General features: G+C 45.0%; 4 protein-coding genes. 2 read left to right on the forward strand and 2 right to left on the reverse strand.

All coding sequences use genetic code 11. The features are described from left to right. On the reverse strand, window positions 1-1,654 hold a 1,654-nt coding region (locus tag ACTTJ8_RS11295; RefSeq protein WP_442721247.1), incomplete at its 3' end, for an ABC transporter ATP-binding protein. Between the two features lie 170 nt (window positions 1,655-1,824). After that, window positions 1,825-2,433, reverse strand: coding sequence for a TetR/AcrR family transcriptional regulator (locus ACTTJ8_RS11300; protein ID WP_442716899.1), 609 nt, complete (start codon window positions 2,431-2,433; stop codon window positions 1,825-1,827). A 285-nt stretch (window positions 2,434-2,718) separates the two neighbouring features. On the opposite strand from ACTTJ8_RS11300, the gene ACTTJ8_RS11305 reads away from it, so the two are divergent. Together ACTTJ8_RS11305 and ACTTJ8_RS11310 are read left to right on the forward strand one after the other, a co-directional pair. Beyond that, window positions 2,719-3,888: an ATP-binding protein gene (locus ACTTJ8_RS11305; protein ID WP_442716898.1), complete on the forward strand. Its 1,170-nt coding sequence runs from the start codon at window positions 2,719-2,721 to the stop codon at window positions 3,886-3,888. Window positions 3,889-4,012: 124 nt separating this feature from the next. Further along, window positions 4,013-5,485 (forward strand): ATP-binding protein (locus ACTTJ8_RS11310; protein ID WP_442721248.1); only part of this gene is annotated, 1,473 nt, incomplete at its 3' end.

The following is a 5,485-nucleotide window of genomic DNA, read 5'->3' on the forward strand; positions in this document are numbered from 1 at the left end:
CAACGGCGCCGTCTTTAATGACATAAATACAATCGGCAGCAGTAATCGTCGAGAGCCGGTGCGCAATCACGATGAGCGTCTTCCCCTCCGTCAGCTTAGAGATAGAGCGCTGAATAACCGCCTCGTTTTCAGGATCGGTGTAGGCGGTTGCCTCATCCAAAATGATAATAGGCGCCGCTTTCAGCATTGCTCTGGCAATGGAAATACGCTGCCGCTCGCCGCCGGAAAGATGCCCGCCGGAAGTGCCTACCACGGTATCGTAACCGTGCTCCAGCTCCAAAATGAATTCATGACAACCGCTTTGTCTTACCGCTTCCTCCACTTCCGCATCAGTTGCATCCGCCCGTCCAATGCGGATATTTTCCCTGACCGTCATGTTGAATAGATAATTATCCTGCGAGACAAAGGCGATCTTATCCGAATATGCTTCTTGCGGAATTTCACGAATGTCCGTATCTCCCAGCAAAATTGAGCCGCTGCTCACATCCCAAAGCGAAGCGATGAGGCGCGCAATGGTACTCTTTCCGCTGCCGGAAGGACCGACCAGCGCAATAAAGCTGCCCTCCGGGATTTCCATAGAAATGCCGTGAAGCACTTCCTTTTCCTTATACGAAAAATGAACATCTTGCAGTTTCAATGTGTTTTCTTTTGGAACAGTTCCGTCTACAGGGCGCTCCATTTCCGGCGCGTACAGAATACTTTGAACTTCACCGAAGATGGTTCCCATCGTTCGAAAGTCGTCGAAATAACTCATCAAGGTTATAAGCGGTGTGATAATGCCGACAGACAGAATAATGATTGTTACGAGATTCTGAGGAGAAAGAGAGCCGCCTTTTACCAACAGACCGCCGATGGGGAGCACGGAAACCATTGTGGCGGGCATGATTACCGTGGCGAATGTAAAGGTGAGAATACAGGAGCGCATCCAATCGATATAGCTGTGAGCGGCTTCATACGCATCATGCACGAAGCGGTCGTAGGAACTTTTTGTATTTCCGAAAACCTTGATGACTTGAATACCGCCGATATATTCAACCGCCGTATCATTGAGTGCTTTGGTGGCTGTAACCGTGCGTTGATAAAATTGAGGACTGCCCTTCATCATAAGACCGTAACAGAAAAAGCCCACCGGTATTGTTGCAAGCGATGCCAGCCCCATACGCCAGTCAATGGTAAAAATGTAGATCAAAATGATGGCGGGGATTAGTAAATTTGCGGTGAACTCCGGAACGATATGCGCAAGTGTTGTTTTAATGCTGTCGATACGTTCGATGAGTGTATTCTTGAGCGCCCCGGAACTTTGCTCCAGCACCGCCCCCAGCGGCATTCTTGTCAGTTTTTCCGTGCAGCGTTTTCTGATTTCAGCGAGCACCGCAAACGTTGCTCTATGACTTGTCGATGTGCTAAGCGCATGAAACAGTACACGGCAAAACCAGAACGCTGCGATAATCAGACAACGTATCATATAATATGATAGGTCTTTGTTTCCGCCCATCAAACCATGTACGATGCCGGCAACAACAAAATACGGTGCGATGGAAAAGGCCACGCCGATGACTGCGAGGATAACACTCAAAACATATTGTCCTTTGTGTTCCCCTGTTTGTCCCAAAGCCCACGCGATAGGCGAAGGACTTTTTTCTTTTTCCTTCATAAGCAATTCTCCTTACGGGAACTTCTAAAAAACTGTAACTTTCAATTACTCACCGCAGAGGACGCAAAGGTCTTGGGAGGGTATTAAGTTAGCTGCCTCCTGGGTGATTCTTCTGTACTCGTTGCGTCTTGGCGGTTATGTTTTTAGAAGTACCTATCTATTGAAAATCTCTAAAACCCGAACAACTGCTTCCAGCCCGGAACAAAGAATGTCTCTACCGTTGTTAAGCAGCGGAGTGCTTCTTCCACGCTGTAATTATGGATAACCGGTTCAAAGAGAGCGGTCGTATATGCTGAAAGCAAAAGATGCAGCTCCTTTGGAGTAACGTCCCTCACCGCGTAGCCTTGCGCTTTAAGCATCGGCATATATTGTAAAAGCTGCGCTTGCTGTCCCTCTGTAAGATCGTGGAGAAAATGCTCGTACTTACTCCCCTGCGATTTTGCCAGCAATAGATGATATTCTTCCATATTCGGATAGATTATCTCGCGCATCATATCGATTTCAGAATCACGCCACTGTATACGTTCTTCGTGATGAACTGCATTCACATACCGCGCAACGTGCGCATCCAACCAAGCGTTTATGCGATCCACCGCAGGAGCGACAATTTGATCAAAGAGATCTGCTTTATCCACACAATGCCGATATATTCCCGCAGCCGTCATACCGCAGCGTTCAGCAATGCTCCGCATGGAAGACTTATCAAAGCCCATCTCCATAAATTCGGATTTTGCTGCGGCTATAATTTTTATATGATTGGCGGTTTTATCTCTCGGCATGGATTCCTTCTTTGGTGTACAGTGTTAGCTAACGCATATAAACATACAACCGATTGGGGTGGGTGTCAAGGGGATGAGGGAAACCTCCTGATAAAAACAAAACTTTATATTATCACCGTATAAAACTTTAGATTATTACTATATAAAACTTTAGATTATTACCTATATTGACTTTATGATTTTACCATAGTATACTTTTGATTATTACCATCAATGCTGTACCTCTTCAGTAACAGAAAAGGCAAACAGGTTTACTCGTAGTCGGATTAAAAAAGGAGCGGCGATATGGTTAAAAGGACAGCGGAAGAGGCGTTGCGGCGGTTGGCTTCTCAGTTTCCTGTGATTGGTATAACCGGGCCACGGCAGAGCGGGAAATCAACACTGGCAAAAGCGGTTTTCCCTGATAAAAAATATGTGACGTTTGATGACCGGACGATGCGGAATCTTGCAGCGTCGAATCCGAATGACTTTATCATGGCGTTTCCCGATGGAGCTGTAATTGATGAGGCGCAGAAAGTACCGGAAATCTTTGATGCGATAAAACTGCATGTGGATAAGGAACACAGCGCTCCGGGAACGTTTATCGTAACGGGTTCCAGTCAGCTCCGGTTAAAAGCAAATATGACGGACAGTTTGGCTGGACGGGCGGCGTTTTTGAAGCTGTTGCCGTTTTCTATTCACGAGTTACAGACGGGCGGTGTGCTGCCGGACAATCCGTATACGCTGATTTTTTCGGGTCAATATCCGCCCCTCTATGATACTGCCCGGCATTTTATTCCGGAGGATTGGTATGAAAATTATATCGATACCTACTTGGACTTGGACATACGGGATCAGATTAATTCCGGTAATATTTCGCTATTTAAGAAGTTTGTTCAAATCTGCGCAGTGCAGAGCGGGCAGCTGCTTTCTATGGACAGCATTGCGCGGGATACCGGCATTTCCGCACCGACGGTAAAGAGCTGGCTTTCTATTTTAGAGGCTTCGTTTATTATCCACTTCCTTGAACCGAACACCAATAATCTTGGAAGAAGTATCGTAAAAACGCCGAAGCTCTATTTTGTTGATTCTGGGCTGCTGTGTCATCTTTTACGGCTGGAGACAAAAGAGGATTTGCTCTTGAGTAGATACAAGGGAGCAGCGGTTGAGACCTTTGCCGTTTCAGAATTACTGAAATATCGCATGAATCAAGGCAAAAAAGCGAATCTGACCTTTTTTAGAGACAGCAAGGGGTTGGAGGTAGATACGATTGCGGATTGGAACCGTACTTTTGCGATTGAGATAAAAAGTTCCAATACCCCGGATGCAAAGCAGTCGCGCAGCACAAACAAATATTTGCAGCTGTTGAATGATGAAACGGCAAAAAATGCAGTGTTTTATTTATCCGATATGAGTATGGACATCAACGGTACTTCCTACGTAAGCTGGCGCGATTGGGAAAAGTATTTACAGTGAGCTTTTACGATTATTGCTGTAGGGAACCTCTAAAAACTTCCGTTTTAGAGGTTCCCAATAAAGCAACACAGACACCCTGACTGCCATCATTGCTCAATCCCTGCCTTCGTGTTACACTAATAGCATGAGTACTGCCAAAAGAAAACTGCCGCTTAGCTTACAGAGTTTTGAAGATTTACGGAAAAAAGAGTTTTTATATATCGATAAAACCGAATGGATAGGAACCCTCGTAGAAAATCGAAAGATTTGCTTTTTAAGCCGGCCGCGCCGATTTGGTAAAAGTTTATTTCTTTCTACACTTGCTGCCTATTTTCTTGGACAAAAAGAGCTGTTCACCGGCTTAAAAATTGCTGAATGGGAGGCACAGCAGGAACATCCTTGGCAAGTATACCCTGTACTCTATTTGGATTTTAATCCCTCAAAATACGAAACACGGGAAGATTTAGAGGGGCTTTTACACAATCAATTATGTATCTGGGAAGACCTATACGATAAAAGAGAGTCTGAAATCCTCCCCTCAGAACGTTTCAAAGGTATTATTCAACGAGCATACGAAAAAACCGGTACGCAAGTAGTCATTCTTGTAGATGAATACGACAAACCGCTGCTTGAAACCATGTCCGATAATCCCGCATTGCATGACACCTACCGTACTATCCTAAAAGGCTTTTACGGTGTGTTAAAGTCCTGTGATGCGGCTATCCGCTTTGCCTTTTTAACCGGCGTTACCAAGTTTAGTAAAGTAAGCATCTTTAGCGACCTCAATAACCTGTACGACATCTCTCTTGAAAAACAGTATGCTGAATTGTGCGGCATCACGCAAGCAGAGCTGGAAGCAACATTCATGCCTGAAATACAGGCACTGGCAGAAAACTATGAAACAGACTCAGCAGAAATCCTGAGGCGATTAAAAGAAAACTATGACGGGTATTTGTTTCATCACAAAGGTATGCATGTATATAATCCATGGAGCCTGTTACATTGTTTTGCTTCCTGCGAGTTCGGCTCGTACTGGTTTGCAACCGGTACCCCGACGTTTTTAATTGATTTACTCAAAGCCGGCACGTATGATATACGGGACATTACCGAACATGCAGAAATGAGTAGGGATAGCTTATCGGACTACCGCCCGAATGCTGAAAACCCCACACCGGTATTCTTTCAGGCAGGCTACTTAACCATACAAAGCTATAACGAAGAGTTTAATACATACACGCTCTGTTTTCCCAACAAAGAAGTAAAACAAGGCTTTTTTCATAATCTTACACCGGCTTTTATGGCGCTGAACAAAAATGAATCGGGACTCTATACAAAAGATTTTATTTTAGACCTTCGCAAGGGTGATATAGATATGTTTATGAAACGGATGTACACGGCCTGTGCCGGTATTCCGTATAGTACCGCAGCAAAGGCTCATCATGCAATGCGGGAACGTGATTATCAAATTGCGTTTTATATCATCTTTACACTGATGGGCTATCATGTAGACCTTGAATCGCATACGGCAAAAGGCAGAGCTGATTTAGTTGTGCGAACCGCAGACTGTGTATATATCTTTGAGTTTAAGCTCATGAGTGCGGCAACGGCGGAAGAAGCG

Source organism: Treponema sp., assembly GCF_052169735.1.
GTDB lineage: Bacteria > Spirochaetota > Spirochaetia > Treponematales > Treponemataceae > Treponema.